Genomic DNA, 22,645 nt, shown 5'->3' with positions numbered 1-22,645 from the left:
ATCTCTCCCTGATTGTTAACTATTGGTAGATATGGTCGAATTGTATGTTGTGTATGCTAGTTTCCGACAGCCTTTTCAGCTGAATTCGTTGTAAAATTATCCAATCTATGTTATATACATTCTAGGACATTCAGCATTGATAGACAACATAAATCTATTGAAATATACCTATAAATTCATTACTAAAGTCCCAAGTATATTGAAAAATACGCTAGTTTGACAAAAATGATGAATCCGTAATTATGGAAAAAATCATTTTCATATTTTGCAGAAATAGAACTGGTAATTTATCTTTGGTTATTCCTAGTATTATCCATTATTGAGGTCAGTGTAAAAGTATAACCAATAACGGCATACGGAGCTGAACGGACATGGCTATCGCCAAAAAGAGACTTGGAGATTTGCTGGTAGAAAATAATATTATTTCGCAGGAGCAGCTGCTTGAAGCACTTGCGGAACAGCGTAAAAGCAAGCGTAAGCTTGGCGATCTGCTAATCTCTCAAGGCTATATCACGGAGCAGCAGCTGATTGAAGTGCTTGAATTCCAGCTCGGTATTCCGCATGTCAGTTTATTTAAATACCAGATTGATCCTGCGATTACGCAGATTATTCCTGAAAGTATGGCTAAGCGTTATCAAGTACTTCCCTTCTTAAAAGAAGGCGGTAAGCTGATGGTTGCGATGGCTGATCCGCTGGATTATTTTGCGATAGAAGATTTACGAATGAGTACAGGGTTCCGGATCGAACCTGCTATTTCTACGAGGGATGAGCTGCAGCGGGCGATTGCGCGTCATTATGGGATGCGTGATTCTATGAATCAGATGCTAGTAGAACTCCCGACACAGGAAGAAATAGAAGAAACAGAGATTACAGACGAGGACTCTCCGATTGTTCGTTTGGTCAATCAGATGATTCAGCAGGCAGTTGCCCTGCGGGCGTCTGATATACATATGGATCCAGGTGAAAATAATCTAACCATCCGCTACCGCATTGATGGAACTTTACGGACAGAGCGGATTATTCCTAAGCAAATGCAGGGCTTTATAACCGCTCGTCTGAAAATAATGGCCCGACTGAATATCGCAGAACGGCGTTTGCCACAAGACGGCCGAATCAAAATGCAGTTTGATTTCAAAATGGTAGATATTCGCGTGTCCTCATTACCTACGATGCACGGAGAGAAGATTGTGCTGCGGTTGCTAGATTTAAGCACTGGGGTTAAATCTGTAGATGCTTTGGGATTCAGTGAGGGGAATGCGGAAGCTTTTAAGGAAATGATCGCTCGTCCTTATGGAATTCTGCTAATCACTGGACCTACAGGTAGTGGAAAAACAACGACTTTATATTCAGCACTGAATCAACTCAATGTAGAAAGTGCAAATATTATCACGGTTGAGGATCCAGTGGAATATCAGCTTGAGGGCGTAAACCAGGTGCACGTAAACTCGGCTATTGGGTTAACCTTTGCGGCGGGACTACGTTCGATTCTCCGACAAGATCCGAATATTGTAATGGTGGGTGAAATACGGGATGCAGAAACTGCTGAAATTGCAGTTCGTGCCTCATTAACAGGTCATCTAGTGTTGTCTACTTTACATACAAACGATGCGATTAGCTCCGTCTCTCGCTTGCGAGATATGGGGGTGGAGCCTTACTTGATTGCCTCTTCACTAATAGGTGTGGTAGCGCAGCGGCTCGTTCGTAAAATCTGCACCGACTGCAAAGAAACCTACAAACCGTCTGAGCAGGAAGCGATTATGTTACGTAGCTTGGGGTTGCCAGCGGACGAATTACATCGTGGTCGAGGTTGCGGTAGCTGTAGCAGTTCCGGTTATCGTGGCCGAATAGCGATTCATGAGGTACTCAGTATTGACGATCATTTGCGGCAGCTTATTACGAACACTGCTTCGGTAGAAGAACTGCGTGTCGCAGGAAAAGCGCGCGGACTTGTACAACTGATGGATGACGGACTACTCAAAGTAAGTCAGGGAATCACGACGTTACAAGAGGTCATGCGCGAGACGGTCTCACATTAGGGTCTGTTAGGTGTTTTTCATTTTAAAATAGGGGGAGCAGCGGATGCCAACGTATACGCGGGATATTAGACAGCTTTTGCAGACGGCTTACTCCTCCAAAGCTTCCGACTTACATATTTCTGTAGGCTCGCCTCCAGTTATACGTATGGATGGAACGCTTCACCCACTTGAGGGTGCACCAGTAACAGCCGATGAAGCGGCAGAAATGGCAGAAGCGCTGCTTGGCAGTGAACGAAATGAAGTGTTTCGAAATGCAGGTGAGGTAGATTTCTGTTATCCGCTGGATGGCGGCGTAAGATTTCGGGTGAATGTCTATCGTCAGCGGGGTGAGATTAGTATCGCTGCCCGGGCAATTCCCGCAGAGATTCCGAGTCTGGAACAGCTGTCGATGCCTCCGATTTTGTCCACTTTGTCAATCAAACCACAAGGTTTGATTCTTGTTACAGGGCCTACGGGCAGCGGTAAATCCTCTACGTTAGCAGCTATGCTGAATTACATTAACAAGACCGAAAGCAAGCATATTGTGACACTTGAAGATCCTATAGAATTTCTGCATAGTCATGGAACCTGTTTAGTCGATCAACGTGAAGTGGGCAGCGATACGGCAAGCTTTGCGAGCGGACTACGTGCCGCGTTACGTCAGGATCCGGATGTTATTCTCGTTGGAGAGATGCGGGATCTGGAGACCATTACAGCAGCAGTTACTGCCGCGGAGACAGGTCATCTTGTGATGGCAACCTTACATACAACAGACGCACCACAGACAATTGATCGAATTATTGACGCTTTTCCGGGTCATCAGCAGGGACAGATTCGTTCACAGCTAGCCTCAGTATTACTGGCAGTTGTCAGTCAGCGGTTGTTTCCAAGAGCAGGGGGACGGGGGCGGATATGTGCAACAGAGATCTTAGTGAATACACCTGCCGTAGCCAATCTCATTCGTACCGAAAAGACACATCAGATTAAAAATGTAATGCAAACCGGACGCGCGCAAGGCATGCATACGTTGGACATGAGTATCCGCGACTATTTATCTCAAGGTCTGATTGACTCGACTACCGTAAAAGCATTTATGACGGAGGTGGGTAACTGATGCCTCTTTTTGAATATCAAGTAAAGACAACTGCAGGTAAGTCCATTAAAGGAAAGCTAACCGCAACAGATAAGCCTACGGCGATGGAAGAGCTGCGTAAGCGGGGGCTTACAGTGTTCTCGCTGATCGAACGCAAAACAACGATTCTATCGATGGACATTTATATCGGTAATCCGGTTAAGCCGCTTCATTTCATTATTTATTGTAGGCAGTTCGCCACGCTAATGCGTGCTGGAGTGTCGATTGTGGATGCAACGCGTATTCTAGCAGAGCAAACAGAGAGTAAACCACTACGTAAAGCGCTAGTAGATGTGAACGCTAGCCTGATGCGCGGGATCTCGTTCTCACAAGCCGTTCAGGATCATAAAAAAATCTTCCCACAGCTATTCGTCAGCATGATCCGAGCAGGTGAGGAATCCGGTGATATTGAGGGAACCTTGGACAGGCTGGCGATGTTTTTTGAGAAACAGCACACCACGACAGAGAAGATCAAGTCTGCGCTCACTTACCCGATTACGGTCGGGGTCATGGCGATTGGAGCGGTTATATACCTACTCTGGGCGATTGTTCCACAGTTTGTAACGATGTTCGAATCGATGAATGCAGAGCTTCCGGCGATTACAAAGATGGTATTGGCACTGAGTAAAAGCATTCAAGGGCAATGGTATTTCTGGATACTCGGAGTTCTTCTCCTAGTGATAGCTTTTCAGATTACAAAACATACAGAAAAGGGTGCCTACGCACTCGATTATGCCAAGCTTAAGATTCCGGTGTTCGGCAAGCTGAATCAAAAAGGCTCGATTGCTCAGTTTACGCGTACTTTTTCTTCTCTTTATGCTAGCTCAGTCCCGATTCTGCAATCCTTGGTGATTGTAGAGGAAGTAGCCGGAAATAAGGTGATTGGGAAATTCATCCGAAGTGCGGGCGATTCGTTGCGACAAGGAAATCCACTATCTGAGCCGCTAAAAAAAGCTTGGGTCTTCCCGCCGCTAGTTACTCAGATGATTGCGATTGGTGAAGAGACGGGGGCGCTCGACACAATGTTGTCTAAGGTAGCTGATTTTTATGAGATGGACGTGGAGAATACCGTTGATCGTCTGAAGTCACTGCTTGAACCATTGCTGATTGCTTTTCTAGCAGGTGTTGTAGGTGTGATTGTGGCCGCTATTATGCTGCCGATGTTCAGTCTGTACGGCAATATGTGAACCTTACGGTTCCTTGAAGATATTGAGAGGGGTGTCGCCGGGGAGGCGGGGCAGGATTGCAGAGCTTTTGTTGGCGCTAGACAAGGAAGAACGAGCATTGTAGCGGGATTCACGGAAATAAAAGATATAAACTGTATTACCACACACCACTTAGAGGGGGAAAACAAATGTTAGCACAAGCGATTAAAAGAAGATTAAGTAAAGAGGAAAATCAAAAGGGGTTCACGCTGATCGAGTTGCTGGCGGTTATCGTTATTTTGGGGATTATTGCGGTTATTGCGATACCTTTGATTGGAAATGTAATTTCCGGTGCAAAAAAGGATTCTGATGTGGCAACGGCTCGTCAAGTCTATGATGCTGCTAGGTTATATGTAATGGGTGAGAATAATGGGGATTTTAAGACTGCAGGATCGGTAAAAGTTGAAGAGATCATAACTAAAGGTTATTTAGATAAAATTTATCTTCCTAGTACAAAAGCTGAGATTATTAAGGGAACTGTTAATTTTAGTACTACTACAGGTCAGTTGGTGGATACTACAACTTCAGATGGTGACGCTGTTACGTTAGACGTTGGAACTAATACAACACCGGATCTGAAAAAATTCCCAGCTGTTAGTGTCTTAAGCGCTAAAAAATAAGAATTATTTCTATCCATAGAATATATTTTCCATCTTGGAATCGGACTTCCCGATTCCTTTTTTAAAATCCAAAAGCCAACAGAGGACATCCATGACGATAATCATCGCAAGTTACATCACCTTACTGGGCCTGATTCTAGGCTCCTTCTATAACGTAGTGGCACTGCGGGTGCCAGCTAAGGAATCTTTGCTCAATCCACCGTCACATTGCCCGAACTGCAATACGCGGCTGAAGGCGCGGGACTTGTTTCCGGTGATAAGCTACCTGCTGTCAGGAGGCAAGTGTCGTTACTGCGGCACAAAGGTGTCGCCTTTATATCCATTAGGAGAAGTGGCGACGGGTTTGCTTTTTCTATGGGTATATTTGCAATTTGGTTTGACGGGGAAGGGAATCCTCGGGTTCGTGTTTGTGAGTTTAGCGGTTATAGTGACGGTTGCGGATTTGAAGTACATGCTGATTCCGAACAAGGTGTTGTTATTCTTTTTGCCGCTGCTGCTCATTCTTGTATTGCTCTTTCCAGAGGGGCCGTTATGGCATCACTTGCTGGGAGCTGTGCTTGGGGGAGGGTCCCTTATTCCTTTTGTTCTGTTAGGAGGGATGGGTGCCGGGGATATGAAGTTATTTGCGCTGCTGGGCTTGGTGATTGGATTTCCTAATGTTATTCTGGCTTTTCTGATGGCTTGTCTGCTTGGAAGTGTGGTCGGAGGACTGCTGATGCTGCTCGGAATCATCAAACGAAAACAACCGATTCCTTTTGGTCCATGGTTAGCAATAGGGGCTTTAATTAGTTTCGGATATGGTTCACATATCATTGGCGCGTATCTCTCGCTCATCGGATAGGAGGACATCGATTATATGCTTGGATTAGGCTCTAAAGTGGCCGGAATTTCAATTGAAGCTACCGGAATTCGTTATATTAGTTTTAAGAATAAACAGTCATGGGAAGTCCGCAAAAAACGGTTTCTCCCGCTCCTTCCAGGCATGATCATTGAGAATCAGGTGGCGGATAGCGAAGCGCTTTATGATCGGGTAAGACAGTGGGTGAAGAAGGAAGGGTTAAGGGGCAGTAAGGTTTCCTTGTCTATTCCACCTTCGCAGATCATCATCCGCAAAATGAGCATCCCAAGTACCAACGATAAGCAGGTAGAGCAGCTCGTGAAGCTGGAAGTGGAGACGGGGCTGCATTTACCATTTGAAAATCCTGTTTATGACTATGTGACGCTCGAAGTGGATGAGGAGCATAGTCATTTACTCGTATTTGCCGCTCCGCGGAAATCGATACAGGATTATGTGGAAATTTTGGAGCGTGCGGGCCTCCGTATAAGCAGTGTTGAAATTTCGGCAACCGCCTTGGCGCGCAGTATAACGACTGGACATGGGGAAAGCTTTGCAGAAACGATGCTAATTAATTTAGAGCCATCCGTCATGGACGTTTACATGTTCAGAAACGGAAATCCGGTGTTCATTCGTACGATTAACTTGCTTGATCTTCATAAGGGTAGAAATGTTGCAGCATTGGGGTTCATGGCAGACAGTGAGGTTTTGGCAGAAACAGCAGTTGCTGTGGAAGAGCAATTATCACCTGAACAAATGGTGGAAATCACTGCGGAAATCTCACGGATGCTCAGCTTCTACCAATACAGCTTGCACGATGGCTCGACTCGTATTAAAAACTTAGTTATAACAGGTGCCCCATCCATTCGTAAACAGCTAGATCTAGAGCTTCAGCAGTCGCTGGCAGAACTCGACATTACACCGATAAGTCTAGACCAGATGGGTAACGATGCTGTATCTGATCTTGAGCTAAATGATTACCGAGTAGCCGCAGGGACGGCTCTAAAAAGCATCATCAGCGTGGACACGATTGACCTACTGCCAAGAGAGGATCGGGAGACGTTATTATTCCCTTATGTGACCATGGGTCTTGTGGCGATCTGGCTGGTGGGAACGATTGGGACGGGGGTTTATTTCTCGGCTAATAAGGGTCAACTCTCTAATGGTAAAGAGGAGCTGCAAGGCTTACAGGATCGCAGTTTAATGCTACAGGTAGAGCTTGGGAAACTTAAAAACAGCGGACCTGGGCAGTTAGATCGGAAGACGGCAATTGCAGAGATTCAGAACAATAAGGTAATTGCTGTTCCGATTCTGGATGAATTAGTCGAAGGGTTACCACCGGGTGCTTTTCTCCGTGATATTAACTACACCTACCGGACATCGATTGACCTGACTGTAAATGTACCTACTATGGTAGATGCCTCTAACTATTTAAGACAACTACGTCAGATGTCCTTTACTGTGGATGCTTCTATTTCGAAGCTGACAGAAGGAACTGTGGATCAGAGTGCGGGGCCAACGAATGCAGCCACTTCCTTAAATATGTATACAGCCATTTATAAAGTAAACTTAGTAGAAAATAAGCAGCAGGAAATTGGAACAGATGTAAACCAAGAGGAGGTGAACAGCGATGGAACAGATTAATAAGTATCGTTCTCCAATCGTATTAGGTGTATTGATTCTGTTCTTGATGCTGTTTGCCTTTTATATGTTAGGTGTTCAGCCGACCAATAAGGAAATATCCGCACAGAACGCCGAGATCAGCCAGCTGGAAAAAGAAGCAGAGATTCTCCAAACTAAAATTAATGAACTAAAAAGCAGTGCTACTTCTGTGGATTCGGAACAACAGGAGCTCCTGGCAGCACTCCCGAAAGGCGATGACAGCGAAGGCTTGATTGTTGATTTATGGGGCGTTAGCACTTCCTCAGAAGCACGCTTAAAGGATGTCAGCTTTATTCTGGATGAGGCTAATCCGATTCAGCAAATGACAGGCTCGGCTGAAGTGCTGTTCCCGACGGTTAAACAGATTAAAATGAATGCAGTAATAGAAGGTACGTATACGGGTATACGACAATGGATGGACGAGTTGCAGAAGCTGTCCCGTATAGTGAATGTAGACTCATTTAATTTCCAGCAATCCTATGAAGAGCGTTCTGCGAACAGAACTGAAAGTATTTTGACTGCTAACGTAGCTTTCACAGCTTATTATGAGGCTGTCACTCCATTATCGAACTAGGTCTCATCATTATAATAACACCATTATAAGACTCCACTTTTCCTGTAAATCAGGAGGGTGGAATTTTTTTTTTACTATAAATTATAAATCCGTTTTCATTCCTCTGTTTATTGGGTATTTTAGCTTGCGGGGTGCATAAGCTGGAACAGTGGCTATCGCCTGCATTTTTCAAAATATAAAAAGTATACGTTTCACGCTTTACATTATTTTTATATTTCTCGCATAAACGCTTACCGTCCTTTAGGGACGCCGAAGGCGTTTTAGCTTGGATGACAAAGGAGGAATTCCGAATGAACAAAAAGTGGATGATTGGTTCGTTGGCCCTTTCCATAGGCCTTATCTCAGCAAGTGGGGGAGCTATGGCGGCTTCGCCGTCAGCAGGAAGTACGGCAATCAAGAAGGTGGCTGTGTCTGCGCCTGGGAAAGAGGGCCCTGCTACCATCAATAATTTGACGGTGAAAAGCATCATTCCGCTGGTAGTCCATGCAAGAGCTCTTTATTTCTATAGTAATCGTGGCGGAAACATCTTCCCGATAGAAACCTTCACGTATAAAGCGCAGGAGTACCGTTATCTGTCCAGTGACATTGGCACAAAGACGAAGCTGATGAATTACATAAAAAAAGCCTACACTCATAATGCAGCGGCATATTATGTGCAGACTCAATTTTTGGAGTATAACGGAAGAATGTCGCAGGTTAATGCAGATGTGGGCAATCTATTGATGTATGAAAAAGCCACCGCCCGCATGCTCTCCAAAACTGCAACAACCGCTGAATTTGAACTGACCGTTCCTTATCCAGATGCGCAGGAAAGCAGTGAGTCGGTGTATGTGAAGCTGAAGAAAGTGGAGGGATACTGGAGAATCGACACGTCACCGGATATTCTTTTCTGAGGAAAGGGGAAGGTATTAGAGGAAAGAGGATGGCAGGGGCTATGAACTAACTGCGCTTCAGGTCAGAGATATAAACAACACCTGCGAATTTGCCTTTACGGGTAATGATGACACAGTCATTCTTCATAGGATCTGGACGACTCATAGCATTAGCTAATACAGTTTCAAGTGGAGTGGAGATATCATAAATAAGTGGAGTTTTGTTCATAAGCTTCATGGCAGGTTCTCTGTAGAACAGATCTACTCCTGATCTTCCTGTGGCTTTTAAAAAGAAACGTTCGCTCATTAACAATCCAAACGGTTCATTCGTGGCGTTACAGACGACGATGCATTTAGATTCTGGATGCTGGAACATGACGCGAAGGGCTTCTCTGCAAGTACGTGAGGCAAAAATAGCAGGGGCACTGCGGACAATATTAGAAAGATCATTTACAAGAGTTGTTGACATGATGTTCATCCTTTCTGATTATAGGTCTATTTCTAATGTACCCCCGAATCGTAAATTTTAAAGGCGACAAAGATCATCTACAGGTAAAATAGATGCACAGGCAAAAACGGTCAGAACCTCACGAGGTCTGACCGTTTTTTTGTAGGTAATTTATTCACTTCGAACGCCATCCTCTACTAACTGCTTTCTAGGTGTTTCTGGAATAACAGATTTGCTTACGCCTCCACGATTGATAGCGATTAATCGTTTTTGAGCGTAATACACGTCACGCGATAATTTCTTTACCTCAGTGGATTTACCGTCAACAAACCGGGTGCTGTAAGTCTCAACAACATATCCGGTTTTTCCATTTTGTATAACGCGTGAGCCGCCACGAGGGAGGGAAGGGTCGTTTACATACTTGTCTACTGGAGGCAGCACCTCTACGATTTGTGAATGGACCTTATATGTAACATTTTTCGGAAAAGTACCGAAGAGCTTAATCGTTAGTGATCGGCCTTGCACAGCCGCTTTAATGACTAGATATTTGCCAGTCGTATTGCGAAAACGGAAGTTGATATAGCCTTCAGCGAAGGTGGCATCCTGGCCTTTGGGTAGATAGTTGACCGGCAAGGAGTGATTGCGGCGCTCCACAATCTCCAGTCCGGTGCGCAGAGCGGCATTGTACAGCGTACTGGAAACTTGGCAGATTCCGCCGCCGATGCCGGCTTGAAGCTTACCGTTCACAATGACTGGCGCTTCTCGGAAGCCATATTCAATTTTTGCTTTTTCAATAGCCTTGCCATAGTCAAAAACGGCTCCAGGTGGGAGCACGGTTCCGTTCACTGCTTTGGCCGCTGATTCAACGTTGTAGATTCGCCCAGGGCCACTTGCACCGAGAGAAGTACTGAATTGCATGATTTTTCGCTCAATGCCTTGTTCCTTTAAAGCGTTTAGAGTGATGTCTGGCTGTAATATGGTTAAAGGAACTTCCAGTGTAATCCCCTTTTCTTGCAGCGTGATCAGACGATTAAACCGTGTGGGGGCAGCAGCCCATAGTGAGGTCACCATTCCTGTCCAGTCCACTTCAAGGGAAGTCTTTTCAGACGTATATATTACACGATCATCTCCGGTAATTCGCCGCGTAGCATCCACAGGATCTCCGAAGGATTCTCTCTCCCAAGCGGGACTCAGGATGGACTGTAATTGAGCAATATCCAGATGGGCTTCAAGACTCCAATTTTGGGGGAAGTTGTACCGGGTTTTTACCCGATCCCATAGCCGCCCTTCTGTAAGATCTTGTAGACCTTGCTCAAAAGCAGCGGCTTCATAGGTCATTCCAGCTTGTTTAAGTTTGAGGGTAAGCTCAGAATTCCCTTCGACCTGCAACACAAGGGGGATAGATTCAAGGGCCTGTAGCTTGTTCTCCAGTTCGGAACGTACCTCTGAGATATTCAGCCCGCCCACTTCCCATCCGGCAAGGGTTGTACCTTTTGGAAGCGTGTTTTTATGGCCATATAGTTGAAATCCCCCATAGATTAATGAGCCGATAAGAATGAGTGCAATGACTATTATGAGGGTAAGATGGATTTTTTTCATGAATAATCTCCTTCCTGGATGGCTTCTGCGAGCAGCACAGTAGGTGCTTTTTATATGTATATGTACAGACATTACAAAACTTTCGAATAGTGGGGCAGTTACGGGGTACTCAATCGGTTACAGATTTGTTACAATAGATACATTGCGGAAATATTGAAGTTTATGGAAACTTAAGCTGGACTCTGTCGATTCACACAAGTGGAAAATGTCATAATTGGGAAGTGAGAAAATGATTGAAATGCAAGATGTATGGAAGACGTACCCTAACGGAACTCACGCACTGCAAGGAGTTTCAGTAAAAATTGACCGCAATGAATTCGTGTATGTTGTCGGTCCATCCGGCGCGGGTAAATCTACTTTTATGAAATTGATTTATAGAGAAGAAGTGCCAACTAAAGGCCAAATTTCTGTGGGAGGCTTTAACATAGGGAAGCTTAAACAACGTAAAATCCCATATGTGCGCCGTAATATCGGCGTTGTGTTTCAAGATTTCCGGTTATTGCCAAGGATGACAGCGTATGAGAATGTTGCTTTTGCCATGGAAGTTATTGAAGCACCGAAGAAGGTCATCAAGAAACGTGTGAATGAAGTCCTCGATCTGGTGGGACTCAAAAATAAAGCAAATCGTGAACCTTCACAGCTCTCAGGTGGAGAGCAGCAGCGGATTGCAATTGCCCGGGCTATCGTTAACAACCCATCTGTTATTATTGCGGACGAGCCTACAGGAAACTTAGACCCTGAGACTTCATGGGGCATTATGCAGTTGCTGGACGAAATTAATTTTCGTGGAACAACCATTGTAATGGCTACCCATAATAGAGATATCGTGAACAAAATGCGCAAGCGGGTGCTTGCGATTGAGAACGGAAACATTGTGAGAGACCAGGCGAGAGGGGAATATGGCTATGAGTTTTAAGACCTTCTTGCGACACTTGCGGGAAGGCTTCAAAAGCGTATTCCGTAATGGCTGGATGTCGATTGCTTCCATCACTTCCATCGTCGTCTCTCTTTTTGTCTTAGGTGTATTTATTCTTCTTGTTCTTAATGTGAATGCTGTAGCCGATGAGGCAGACAGCCAGGTACAGATTAATGTGCATTTGGCACTAAATGTAGATCAGAAGATGCGTGAGACTTTGCAGACTGAAATTGGCAATATGCCGGAGGTCAGCAAGATTACTTTTATCTCTAAGGATCAAGGGCTTAAAGATCTCCGTGCAGATATGGGTGAGGACGCGGCTGAGCTTCTGGAAGGGTTCGATGAAGACAATAACCCTCTCCCAGATACGCTTAAGGTAGAAGTGGTCGAACCTACTACGGTATCCTTTGTGGCTGAGAAGATTGAAGCACTCAACAAGACACATACTGATCAGCCCATTTACAAAGTAAAATATGGCAAGGGCTCGATAGAAACCTTGTTCAAAATAACACGCGCTGTACGGAACATTGGTTTTATTTTTGTAGCAGGTCTGGGGCTCATGTCTATGTTCCTCATCTCTAACACCATTCGAGTAACGATTCTCGCTCGTCGTAAAGAGATTGGCATTATGAAGCTCGTAGGTGCGACAAACTATTTTATTCGCTGGCCTTTCTTTATAGAAGGAGCACTGATCGGTCTGATCGGATCGCTCATTACCTCCATTGTCTTGTATTTGGGTTACAGCACTTTGGAATCGACTGTACAGGGAGATCCTATGCTCCAATTGCAGCTAATTCCGTTCGATAGTATTTGGATGCTGGTCGTTGGTGTACTAGTTGGACTAGGCGTGCTGATCGGCGTCTGGGGAAGTACCGTTTCTATTCGTAGGTTCTTGAAAGTTTAATACTAAAAAGTGAAGGATGGGGAGTGCGAGTTGAAGAAGATTGCCGCCGGACTAGCCGTAATGTTACTAGCTGTCACTATATTCCAGCCCTCTGACGGATATGCCAAAAAAACAAGTGTTGCCGAAATCGACAAGCAGTTAAAGCAGCTGCAAAAAGAGGTGCAGGAAGCTAAGGCGCAGCAGGAAAAAGCGGCGTCCCAAACGCAGGAAGCACAGCATTATAAGAATAAAACGAATCTTAATCTGCAGTATGTCTTACAGCAAGTGGATCAAGTTAAGGGCAAAATGACGGAAATCTCTACTAAAATTTCCGATACAGAACAATCTTTGAATGTTACTGCAACGGAATTGGATAAAGCAGAGGCGCGAGTCGCCTCCAGAGAGGAAGTCTTGGGGTCCCGTGTTCGGTTGATGTATACCGATGGAGCGGTTTCTTACTTGGATGTTTTGCTCTCATCGACAAGCTTCGCTGATTTTCTGGATCGCGCGGATTCACTTAAGATGATTGTGGATCAGGATCAGGAGCTGTTAGTTCAACATAAGTTGGACAAGCAGACGGTGATAGAGAAGAAACAAGAGCTTGAAGGGCAATATGCCCAAGCCAAGCAGCTGTATACTTCTTTGGAACAACAGAGAAGTCTGCTGAAGGATAAAGAAGCTGAGAAACAGGAGCTTATCGCATTCTATGATAAGCAAATTCAAGAAAGTGATGATTTAAGTGAAGAGCAGAATGAAAAGCTAGTCAAACTGGCAAGCGAACGCTCTGCGTTGGAAACGCAAAAGGATAAGATTAAGGCAGAGGAAGCCGCTCGCAGAGCAGCAGCGGCTAAGGCGGAAGCGGCTCGTAGAGCTGCGGCGGCTGCCAAGAAGGCTGCAGCTGCAGCTAGTAAGGGAAGCAGTAGTTCTAGCTCCAGCTCTAGTGATACGGGATATTCAGGTGGAGATGGGCCGTTTCTACTTCCTGTAGGATCCGCAAGAATCTCATCCCCTTATGGACCACGGACACATCCAATCACGGGTGAGAAGGGGAAAGTACACACCGGCGTCGATTTTGCGGTTCCACAAGGAACCAATATTCATGCGGCGGATTCCGGAACGGTTATCTTGGCTGAATGGTGGAGCGGTTACGGATATTGTGTAATTATTGATCATGGAGGCGGAGTTTGGACGCTCTACGGACATATACGTAAAGGCGGTCTTAGAGTTAGTGCCGGGGATAAAGTCAATCGCGGTGATGTGGTTGCTGAATCTGGTTCCACAGGTAATTCAACGGGTCCCCACCTTCACTTCGAAGTACGGATTGACGGTAAGATTGTAAATCCTATGCCTTATCTCTAATTTTTAACGAACTTATCACTCATATTATTTGCTTGTACGGCATATACTGGAAGAGATACCGTACCTTTCAGGACGGACTTAGGATGTTGTTTACAAGATGGACAAGAAGGGACGGTGGGAACATCATGTTAAAAAAAAGCACCGCGGCGTTTATGATTATCGCCGCCCTGCTATGCGGTAGCTTAGTAACCTTGGGCGTGACGGGTTATACTCATGTCTTTGGACAAGCTGCAGGACAAGGATTAGCCTCTGCGTTGCAGGTTGCAGGTCTACAGCAGAAGGAATCCCAGAAGCTTGGGACTGCGCTCAGTTTGATTGAGAGCAATTACTACGAGACGGTAGATCGGGAGAAGCTGATAGATGGTGCTGTCAACGGTATGATGGAAGCGCTAGGCGATCCCTATTCCAACTATATGGGAAAAGAAACTGCTGAGAAATTTGAAGAGAGCATTGAGGGTTCCTTTTCAGGTATTGGTGCAGAAGTCTCTTCGGATAACGGTAAGGTAGTCGTGGTCTCCCCAATCAAGGGTTCACCTGCTGAAAAAGCAGGAATTCAGGCCAAAGATATCATTCTTTCCGTTAACGGAGAATCGTTAGAAGGCATGGATCTGAATGCTGCTGTTGCGAAGATACGCGGACCTAAAGGCAGTAAGGCCACTTTGAAAATACAACGTTCTGGCTCTGTAGAGCCTCTGGAGTTCGCTCTTACTCGGGATGATGTGAAGCTTGAGACGGTATACTCAACTATGGAAAAAGACGGAGTAGGGGTAATCGAGGTCACTCAGTTCTCCCTAAATACCGCAGAACGATTCAAGGAAGAGCTTGGGAAGCTGGAGAAGCAAGGCATGAAGGGGTTGGTCATTGATGTCCGTAATGATCCAGGCGGTGTCCTCCCGATTGTTATTGAGATGGCTGAAGAGTTCGTTCCAGCTGGTAAAAATATAGTTCAAATAGAATACAAAGATAAAAAACGCGAAGTTAGCACCTCCAAGGGGTCGAGCAAGGCTTATCCAGTGGTAGTGCTAATGAATAAAGGTAGCGCGAGCGCCTCGGAAATATTGGCGGGTGCCTTGCAGCAGTCAGCGGGAGCCAAGCTGATTGGTGATAATTCATTTGGTAAAGGCACGGTGCAGACAAGTTTTGACAAACAGCTTGGAGATGGCAGCTTGCTGAAGGTTACCATTGCTAAATGGCTTACACCGGACGGCACATGGATCCACGGCAAGGGAATTAAACCGGATATCGCGGTATCGCAGCCGGATTACTTCTCAGTGGCTCCGATTAACAAGAGCGTGACGCTGCAATATAACATGAACAACGGTGATGTAAAGAGTGCACAAACGATGCTGGATGGCTTAGGCTACAAGCCTGGTCGCAAAGATGGCTATTTCGATACAGGCACTAAGAATGCAGTAAAGAAATTCCAGAGTGAAGCGAAACTTCAAGTCACAGGCATGATTGATGCCAAGACCGCAGAGGCGCTGGAGGTGGCACTGATCAAAGTGATTCAGGACCCTGCCAAGGACAACCAACGGAATAGAGGGATTGCTGAGATTCAGAAGGAAATTAAGGCGGCAGCGTCGAAAAAGTAAGAAGGCTGAATTCAGCCTTCTTTTTTTCTGTTAAAAAGAGCAAGGGCTAATATTCAGGGAAGAAAAGGAGTGTGACGAACAGTTTGAATGTGATTCAGGAATTATTAGGAAGCTTGGGCACTGCGTTCTTACACTTATTGATCCAGCCATATTACTATATTGCTATTATATTTATTGCGTTGTATTACCGTCGGCAGGTGGCATTAGAACGTAAGCTAATTCATGTGAAGCTGCATAGCTGGGGTCAAGAAACGTGGCGAACGGTGTGGAGTGGGCTGGTGATGGGACTAGTGGTTTCTATTGCAGCCACATTGTTAGGAGTATCCTTATCAGGTACAGCTGTGGCCTGCATTTGGGTAGTCAGTATCCTGTTATCGCTATTGCGTGTACGGTATTTGTGCTTCGCTTATTCTATAGGTTTGCTAGGTGTGATTCAATTTGTACTGTCTTTCTTTCCGGATGCCTTACATAGCGGAATGGTCGGGAATATTACAACAGCCATACGGGAGATGGATATTCCCGCATTGCTAGTGCTAGCTGCGCTACTGCACATGGCGGAGGCGCTGCTGGCCCGCTGGCAAGGAGCGAAGCTTGCGACGCCCCTCTTCTTGAAGGGCAAGCGCGGCATGGTTGTCGGCGGCTATCAGCTGCAGGCTTTCTGGCCGCTGCCGCTGTTCCTGCTGATCCCTTCGGGGGCAGGAACGGATCTGCCATGGCAGCCGCTGCTGGGCGGCGGGCTTGGCATGGTCTCTTTGCCCGTCATCATCGGCTTCAGCGAGATGACGCAGGGCATGCTGCCCGGGCGCAAGGCGGCCCGCACTTCAGGACGGCTGCTGATGTACAGCATCGTCCTGCTGGGCTTAAGCCTGCTTGCCGCTTGGTGGAGCCCGCTGACCCTGCTCGCGGCGCTCGCAGCGATGGTGCTGCACGAAGGGTTAAGCTGGTACAGCGCTCTGGAAGAGCGCAGCATCAGCCCCATCTTCGTGCATCCACCGCACGGCCGCAAAGTGCTGGCCGTGCTGCCGAGCAGTCCCGGGCAGGAGCTGGGCATCTTGCCCGGCGAGATTTTACTGAAGGTCAACGGGGTTCTGTTGACCGATGCCGCGCAGCTACATGAGGCGCTGCGCATGAATCCAGCGTTCTGCAAGCTGGAGGTGCAGAACCGTGAAGGGGAGAGCAAATACCTTCAGAGCCCGATCTACGACGGGGACCATCATCAGCTCGGCATCATTCTGGTACCGGAGACAGATGGAGCGGTTACAGCGGAGGCGAAGCCTTCTAGCATCTTCAGCATCATCGCAATGAAGACAGGTACTCGCAGCCGGAATCTGCCGATTGGGCGAATCAAACAGAACAAAGCCGATAAAGTCGATAAAGCCAAGAAGGAATCGGCAGAAGGATAGATAAAGTTAAGCCCGGACTCTGGAAATATGGAGTCCGGGCTTTTTTTGTAGAACTTCTATCCCCGCCCACCCTTCAAATAGAAAATAGCGATTTGCGTCCGATCCCGCAGCTCTAATTTACTCAGAATATCTGTTATGTAATTTTTGACCGTACCCTCGCTAAGAAACAGCTGTCCGGCGATTTCTTTGTTGCTATGCCCCTCAGCGATAGAGGCGACAACGGCCAGTTCCATTTTGGTTAGTCCAAAAGATTCCAATGGCTGTACCTGTGGAGATTCAGGGCGAGCAGCGGGCTGTAGAAAGGTGGCAAGCTTGCGCGCAATATCAGGGTGAATCAGCATATTACCTTCATGGACTGTTTTGACGCCTTGTATGATACGGTCTGGCGGTATGTTTTTGAGCAAATATCCACTGGCTCCGTTGCGAAGCGCTTCAATGATATACTCATCGTCATCGAAGGTGGTTAGCATCAGTATCGAAACTTGAGGGAAAGCCTGCTTAATCTTCTCTGTCCCTTCAACCCCACCACAGCCGGGCATCCGAATATCCATTAGAATCACATCGGCTATGTCCCCCGCTTGAAGCAAACGCAAGGCTTCATTCCCCTCACTTGCCGCTCCGATCACTTCAATATCGGGGTCCATCCCTAGCAGCACTTGCAGACTTTGACGAATAAAAGGATCGTCATCTACAATCATCACCTTAATCATTAGCGTGGCTCCTTTTTCATAATTTAGATTTCATCTTTGCCTCGAGTCCTACGTTCCCTATACAATCTCTCCCTGCTTATAAATGGGCAACCGCGTAACAATGGTGAAATGTGGCTCCTGCAGTAGTTCCAAGGTTCCGCCAATCAGCTGCGTTCGTTCTAACATTCCTTTCATTCCCACCCCTCCACTTTCCGGCAGTTTGCTTAGCTTACTGCCTTCGGGAACTGTCCCGTTGTTGCTGACCTCCATAGTAACTCCAGTATCGCTGAAGTAGATTTCAATCCAAATGGCTGTTGCTTTTCCATGACGTAGGGCATTGGTTATGGCTTCCCGGGCGTTCTTATACAAGATCACTTGAATACTAGGATATAGCGGATAAGGTATCCCAAGCACTTGGTATGAGGTCTCAATTCCTGTATCGCGCCCTGTCTCTTCGAGCAGTCGGTCTAACGCGTAAGCGCCCTCTAATTGTGGCGTATAGTTGATACGCTTCACTGCGGAGCGCATATCGTCCATGCTGGCTGACAACTGATCTCGAATGAGCTCCATCATTTGCATCCCGCTCTCTGGGGAGGTGGGTAAGGTAAGTAACGCAGCTTCCATCATCATTTTAATACGAATGAGACGGTGGCCGATATCGTCATGGAGTTGGCGGGAGATACGAACCCGTTCTTTGGACTCGGCTGCATCTTCTACTTGGGCGTTAAACTCCAGCAGTCGGTTGCGGGCTTCATCCAGCTCGAAATGCTTTTTTCGCAGCTCGTCGTATAGATGGAGGGTGTTCTCACGGCCCCGCCCCGCCCTCTGTAGCAATTCGTTGAGATAAGCAATGAGCAGAAACATAATGTTGATGATAGTGATTATAAGCTGTGGGGAATCCCGGAGCGCGATGTTTAAGGTAATCAGATGCACAACCGTAAACACGAGAGGCACTGCTTGAGGCTGAAGTCTAGAATAATAAAGCAATGCTGAAATCGCGGGGAAAATCATTATGCTGCCGTACTGGTAACATAACCAGGCGGTGAACAGTATTTCCACAATGCTTATCAAGGCATGATAGGACAGGGGCAGCTTTGGCACCATGACTACAAGGAATAGAAGCATCAGAATATGTAACGTGAAAATCCCATAGTCGGCATATGGGTAGATGTAAATGCTAATACATGAAGGAACTATGATGAGTAAGTAACGCAATAGGGCTAGCTCTCTAGTCACGCCTGTGTCATCCTTTATGTTTTTTTCTAATCTTAGCATATTTTCTCACTATATAAGTTGAACTAAAAAACATTCACCGCAGTCACGGACTTACCTTAATAGAAAAATCTTAAGTTCAACTAATATAGTTCAGGAGATGACTTAAGTCACCTTCAAAAGATGACCTTTCGTACCTCCTTGAACATTCGCTTTAAGCTAGAATTGGAACTATAAAAGCGTAAATGACAGGAGAGATGAACGGATGGCAATCGCCGTATTAACCGATGTGGTGAAACGATATGAAGGTAAGCTAACAGTAGATCATGTAAATATGACGATAGAAGAAGGAGAAATTTTTGGCTTGCTGGGCCCGAACGGAGCGGGTAAAAGTACAACGATCAGTATGATCTGTGGTCTACTTAAGATTGACGGAGGAGACATTGTGATCGACGGTCTGCCTGTGTCCTCGAAATCGCTTGAGGTGAAGAAAAGAATTGGTTTGGTTCCACAGGAGTTAGCCTTATACGACACGATGTCAGCGGCGGATAACGTTACCTTTTTCGGAAGATTGTATGGTTTGCGTGGCAAGCTCTTGAAGGAACGGGTAGAAGAAGCTCTTGTGTTCACAGGGCTTAGCGACCGAGCTAAAGAGAAACCCTCAACCTTCTCCGGAGGGATGAAGAGACGTCTGAACATTGCCTGCGCGATTATGCATCGTCCTAAGCTGATTATTATGGATGAACCTACCGTGGGGATTGATCCGCAATCTCGTAATCATATCCTTGAATCAGTTAAAGAGCTCAATCGACTCGGTTCAACAGTTATTTATACCAGTCACTATATGGAGGAGGTTGCGGCCATTTGTGATCGGGTAGCCATTATGGATAAAGGGCATATCATTGCTTGCGGCACGGAAAAAGAACTGCGGGAACGCGTTGCCAAGGAAGAAAAAATCGTCATTAAAGCCACTAATGTCACACCAGAGCTTGTCCAAGAGCTGACGCTTCACCCTAGAATTAGACGCGTAGAAGCAAAGGAAGAAGTAGTCGAGCTGTATCTTCCTTCTTCACAAGGGGAGCTACAGGACATCCTTTTTATTTTTGCTAAGCATAAAGGGATTATCGGCTCGCTAAATATTGAAGAACCTGATCTGGAGACGTTGTTTCTAAACTTGACCGGAAGGACCTTAAGAGATTAAAGGGGGGATTATTCTGATGAATACTTGGACGATTATGATCTATGAGCTGCGAAGACTATTTAGCTCACGTTCTATGATATTAAATATGTTTTTGCTGCCCCTGTTATTGATCTTTCTCTTAGGTGCTTCCCTCTCCCGTGTCGTTGGTGACAACGGTCCCTCTACGATTGATGTTGTTCGAGTGGCTGTTGTTAATCCTTCTGGGGAGGGTTACGAGAGCTCGTCGATGATGGACAGTTTGTTAAAATCATCTGAGCTTAAGGAAATCATTACTCCGATTACCGTAAATAGTCGGGATGCAGCAGAAAGCGGTCTGCGAACAGGAAAATATGGTTATGCGGTGATTGTCCCGCCAGGCTTTGATAGTAAGGTACAGAGCGGTGGAGAAGCACAGCTGGAATTTATACTGGGCAAAAAAAGTACAGATAACCTGGTGGCTGGGACGGTATTCGATAATTTTCTGAGGAGTCTTAATTATAAGCAGTCTGTGGCGATGACACTGGGTCCGGCAGCTATGAACGTTATGGCATCTAGTTCTACGAGTAATCTGCCTTCTGTAAAGCTTGGAGAACTGAGTGAGGGAGGGGTTTCGTATACTTCTTCACAGTTCTATGCGGTGTCCATGATGCTGATGTTTCTGCTATATAGCGGCTTGACGGTTTGTACTTCTCTTTTTAATGAAAAAGAGAATCATACCCTCTTCCGGATAAACGCAATGCCCGTTAAAGGATCTGAATTATTCATAGGTAAAATGCTTGGCGTAGGTGTTGTAAGTATAGTGCAGTGCGCAGCCATTATTATTCTAACGAATGTGCTTTTCGGGGTAAATTGGGGGAATCAGCCGGGCTTATTGTTCCTATTCTGCCTGCTGATGATCGTGGCCTCCATGACATTATCTATCGTTATTTCTATGTTCAGCAAGACTGGAGCAAGCGCAAGGAGTATCGTAACTCTGCTCACAGTAAGTATGACCTTTATTAGTGGAGGCATGGCACCTCTTCCAGAATCATGGGTGAATTCTATAGGGGCTTTCACGATTAATCATTGGGCCATGCAAGCAATCTTGAAAATGATGCTGCATGCCGATGTATCGCAAATCATGCCGAATTTGGGAGTGTTATCGCTGATTTGTCTTGTGTTGTTCAGTGCAGCGGCCATTTCGTACCGGAAGGTGGGTTATCATGGATAAAATCTTAACAATTGGCTGGAACATGGTGAAACGAACCATTGGTACTAGGAAGGGTGTGCTCATATATATTTTGCTTCCTTGTATTGTGCTCGCCGGTATTGTTTCCGTTACTGGAACGATAGGGGAGAACCCAGCTGTTGTGCTGTATTCCAATATGGATAACGGGACTGCAGGTAAGCACTTGCTCACTGATTTAAACAATTCCGGAGAATATAAATTTGTAGAAAAAGCTGACGAGAATGCTTTAAGGGAAGGCGTAGTTGCTCAGAATGGAGAAGCGGGGATTCTAATCCCAGCAGGCTTCACCTCGGCACTCCTTGCCGGAGAAGAGCCACAAATTAGTGTGTATGAGCTGAAGACGAATGAAACTTCCGTTATGATTAAATTAAAAGCGAGCGCAATTGCGGATGAAATGCGGAGTACCGCCACAATCATTGGAGCAGCTAATGAAGGATCTAGCGACGATGACGCACAGTTTACTACTGTTATGCAAAGGGCGGAACAGCACAGTATTGGCAGCATCCGAACCGATTATAATTTATATCCTCGGGAGGGACTGGGAGTCGTAACAGGCTTAACGTTAATGTTCCTCATGAGCCTCGTCACGAGTTCTGTATCTCTAATTATGGATGATCGAAAAGGCCGGACCATGATGCGGATGTTCAGTGCTCCGGTTCGTTCTTATGAAATTGCGATTGGTAATTTTCTGGGCAGCTTCATGGTCGGATTGATTCAGATCCTCGTAGTGCTCGCTTTAGGTCGCTGGGTGCTGCATTATGATTATGAAGTTCCAATCTATCTATATTTCCTCGTTCTTGCGGCATTTATGCTGGTGTCCATGGGGATCGCGAGTACGGTGGCAGGATTAATTCGAAATCCTAATAATGCGGGTATGCTGAATTCCCTAATTATCACACCGACTTGTATGCTTGGCGGCTGCTTTTGGCCCTTATCCATTATGCCGGACTATATGCAGAAGGCAGCTAACTTTGTTCCGCAAAAATGGGCCATTCAAGCGATCGACATCGCTGCAACCGGCGGGGGCTGGAATGAGTTATGGTTACCTTTTGCCATCTTAGGCCTTATGGCGGCTGTACTGCTGGCGATAGGTTCAGCCATTCTCCGCCCAAGTGAAGCTGGAATTAATGCATAGCGATTTTGCAACAGAAGGGGAGATATTCGTAGCTTGGCCTGTTACCTTCAGGTACAATAATAGGTATCCAATGTAATTGATTCTTA

20 protein-coding genes are annotated in these 22,645 nt (G+C 46.0%); 16 read left to right on the top strand and 4 right to left on the bottom strand.

Annotation, left to right across the window (positions count from 1 at the left end):
* Nucleotides 1-371: 371 nt before the first annotated feature.
* From M2444_RS13850 to M2444_RS13815, 8 genes are all read left to right on the top strand, one after another.
* The gene (locus tag M2444_RS13850; RefSeq protein WP_094877554.1) at nt 372-2,036 is read left to right on the top strand and encodes a GspE/PulE family protein; all 1,665 of its coding nucleotides are present in this window, start codon (nt 372-374) and stop codon (nt 2,034-2,036) included.
* A gap of 43 nt (nt 2,037-2,079) precedes the next feature.
* Nucleotides 2,080-3,129 (top strand): type IV pilus twitching motility protein PilT, encoded by a 1,050-nt coding sequence (locus M2444_RS13845; RefSeq protein WP_280787249.1) that lies wholly within the window; start codon nt 2,080-2,082, stop codon nt 3,127-3,129.
* The gene (locus M2444_RS13840; RefSeq protein ID WP_094871959.1) at nt 3,129-4,334 is read left to right on the top strand and encodes a type II secretion system F family protein; all 1,206 of its coding nucleotides are present in this window, start codon (nt 3,129-3,131) and stop codon (nt 4,332-4,334) included. Before M2444_RS13845 ends, M2444_RS13840 begins: the two co-directional genes overlap by 1 nt.
* Before the next feature lie 167 nt (nt 4,335-4,501).
* Complete coding sequence (locus M2444_RS13835) at nt 4,502-4,972, top strand: type II secretion system protein (RefSeq protein WP_280787248.1); 471 nt, start codon at nt 4,502-4,504, stop codon at nt 4,970-4,972.
* Nucleotides 4,973-5,063: 91 nt separating this feature from the next.
* Complete coding sequence (locus M2444_RS13830; protein ID WP_280787247.1) at nt 5,064-5,813, top strand: prepilin peptidase; 750 nt, start codon at nt 5,064-5,066, stop codon at nt 5,811-5,813.
* 15 nt (nt 5,814-5,828) lie between these two features.
* Nucleotides 5,829-7,451, top strand: a complete 1,623-nt coding sequence (pilM, locus tag M2444_RS13825) for a pilus assembly protein PilM (protein WP_280787246.1) — start codon at nt 5,829-5,831, stop codon at nt 7,449-7,451.
* Nucleotides 7,438-8,043, top strand: coding sequence for a type 4a pilus biogenesis protein PilO (gene pilO / locus M2444_RS13820; protein WP_280787245.1), 606 nt, complete (start codon nt 7,438-7,440; stop codon nt 8,041-8,043). Before pilM ends, pilO begins: the two co-directional genes overlap by 14 nt.
* A gap of 290 nt (nt 8,044-8,333) precedes the next feature.
* Entirely contained in the window at nt 8,334-8,936 is a 603-nt protein-coding gene (locus tag M2444_RS13815) for a DL-endopeptidase inhibitor IseA family protein (protein ID WP_280787244.1), read from the top strand.
* Between the two features lie 46 nt (nt 8,937-8,982).
* Here the strand turns inward: M2444_RS13815 and M2444_RS13810 are convergent, their stop codons facing one another.
* Together M2444_RS13810 and M2444_RS13805 are read right to left on the bottom strand one after the other, a co-directional pair.
* Nucleotides 8,983-9,384 (bottom strand): CBS domain-containing protein, encoded by a 402-nt coding sequence (locus M2444_RS13810; RefSeq protein ID WP_280787243.1) that lies wholly within the window; start codon nt 9,382-9,384, stop codon nt 8,983-8,985.
* Between the two features lie 150 nt (nt 9,385-9,534).
* The gene (locus M2444_RS13805) at nt 9,535-10,962 is read right to left on the bottom strand and encodes a VanW family protein (protein ID WP_280787242.1); all 1,428 of its coding nucleotides are present in this window, start codon (nt 10,960-10,962) and stop codon (nt 9,535-9,537) included.
* A 229-nt stretch (nt 10,963-11,191) separates the two neighbouring features.
* On the opposite strand from M2444_RS13805, the gene ftsE reads away from it, so the two are divergent.
* The 5 genes from ftsE (at nt 11,192) to M2444_RS13780 (ending at nt 17,115) form a co-directional block, all read left to right on the top strand.
* Nucleotides 11,192-11,878, top strand: coding sequence for a cell division ATP-binding protein FtsE (gene ftsE, locus M2444_RS13800; RefSeq protein WP_094870886.1), 687 nt, complete (start codon nt 11,192-11,194; stop codon nt 11,876-11,878).
* Nucleotides 11,868-12,782, top strand: a complete 915-nt coding sequence (gene ftsX, locus M2444_RS13795) for a permease-like cell division protein FtsX (RefSeq protein WP_280787241.1) — start codon at nt 11,868-11,870, stop codon at nt 12,780-12,782. Before ftsE ends, ftsX begins: the two co-directional genes overlap by 11 nt.
* Nucleotides 12,783-12,812: 30 nt before the next feature.
* Nucleotides 12,813-14,120 (top strand): murein hydrolase activator EnvC family protein, encoded by a 1,308-nt coding sequence (locus tag M2444_RS13790; RefSeq protein WP_280787240.1) that lies wholly within the window; start codon nt 12,813-12,815, stop codon nt 14,118-14,120.
* A 125-nt stretch (nt 14,121-14,245) separates the two neighbouring features.
* Nucleotides 14,246-15,712, top strand: a complete 1,467-nt coding sequence (locus M2444_RS13785) for a S41 family peptidase (protein ID WP_280787239.1) — start codon at nt 14,246-14,248, stop codon at nt 15,710-15,712.
* An 83-nt stretch (nt 15,713-15,795) separates the two neighbouring features.
* Entirely contained in the window at nt 15,796-17,115 is a 1,320-nt protein-coding gene (locus tag M2444_RS13780) for a PDZ domain-containing protein (protein ID WP_280787238.1), read from the top strand.
* 56 nt (nt 17,116-17,171) lie between these two features.
* Here the strand turns inward: M2444_RS13780 and M2444_RS13775 are convergent, their stop codons facing one another.
* Both M2444_RS13775 and M2444_RS13770 read right to left on the bottom strand, forming a co-directional pair.
* Nucleotides 17,172-17,825, bottom strand: a complete 654-nt coding sequence (locus M2444_RS13775) for a response regulator (RefSeq protein ID WP_094870877.1) — start codon at nt 17,823-17,825, stop codon at nt 17,172-17,174.
* A 57-nt stretch (nt 17,826-17,882) separates the two neighbouring features.
* Nucleotides 17,883-19,040 (bottom strand): sensor histidine kinase, encoded by a 1,158-nt coding sequence (locus M2444_RS13770; protein WP_280787237.1) that lies wholly within the window; start codon nt 19,038-19,040, stop codon nt 17,883-17,885.
* 241 nt (nt 19,041-19,281) lie between these two features.
* On the opposite strand from M2444_RS13770, the gene M2444_RS13765 reads away from it, so the two are divergent.
* Genes M2444_RS13765 through M2444_RS13755 form a run of 3 tightly spaced genes read left to right on the top strand, consistent with a single transcriptional unit; the run spans nt 19,282 to nt 22,559 of the window.
* Nucleotides 19,282-20,217 (top strand): ABC transporter ATP-binding protein, encoded by a 936-nt coding sequence (locus M2444_RS13765; protein WP_094876531.1) that lies wholly within the window; start codon nt 19,282-19,284, stop codon nt 20,215-20,217.
* A 16-nt stretch (nt 20,218-20,233) separates the two neighbouring features.
* Nucleotides 20,234-21,406, top strand: a complete 1,173-nt coding sequence (locus tag M2444_RS13760; protein ID WP_280787236.1) for an ABC transporter permease — start codon at nt 20,234-20,236, stop codon at nt 21,404-21,406.
* A complete protein-coding gene (locus M2444_RS13755) occupies nt 21,399-22,559 on the top strand; it encodes an ABC transporter permease (RefSeq protein ID WP_280787235.1) in 1,161 nt (386 codons plus the stop codon). Before M2444_RS13760 ends, M2444_RS13755 begins: the two co-directional genes overlap by 8 nt.
* The last annotated feature ends 86 nt before the right edge of the window (nt 22,560-22,645 follow it).

Origin of the sequence: Paenibacillus sp. PastF-3 (assembly GCF_029893135.1) — a bacterium.
GTDB lineage: Bacteria > Bacillota > Bacilli > Paenibacillales > Paenibacillaceae > Paenibacillus_AQ > Paenibacillus_AQ nitricinens.
This window is presented reverse-complemented; position numbering and strand designations above follow the sequence as displayed.